Here is a 393-nt window from a genome sequence, read left to right as displayed (position 1 = left end):
GCATGAATTTTATTGAGCATTTTGTTCGGCATCTAATTGTGACCATTCATCCATTAACTGTTCCATTTCAGAATTAGCTTCATCAACTATTTTGTTGATTTCCATTACTTTTTCATGATCTTGATAGATTTCTGGTTCGCAAAGCTGTTCATTTTGAACTGTAATGATCGCTTCCAATTCCTCAATTCGTTTTTCGATTTCTTCTAGGCGTCTTTTAATTTGTCTCTGACGTTTTTTCGTTTCTTTATCTACTTGATACGAAACTTTTTCGTCAACTTTCTTCTCATTATTAACAGCAGTAGCTTGTTCTAATGCTTCTAGTTCTTCTTGCTCTTGTTTCTTTTGGACGTAATAGTCATAGTCACCAAGATATTCTTGACTCTCGTCTGCTGA

At 34.4% G+C, this 393-nt stretch carries 1 protein-coding gene; it reads right to left on the bottom strand.

Annotation, left to right across the window (positions count from 1 at the left end):
- Positions 1-9: 9 nt before the first annotated feature.
- Positions 10-393, bottom strand: a 384-nt coding sequence (locus V7014_RS15385; protein WP_335508315.1) for an ABC transporter C-terminal domain-containing protein, incomplete at its 5' end; no start/stop codon positions are given.

The sequence above is a fragment of the Bacillus sp. JJ722 genome (genome assembly GCF_036963345.1).
Lineage (GTDB): Bacteria > Bacillota > Bacilli > Bacillales > DSM-1321 > Bacillus_AD.
This window is presented reverse-complemented; position numbering and strand designations above follow the sequence as displayed.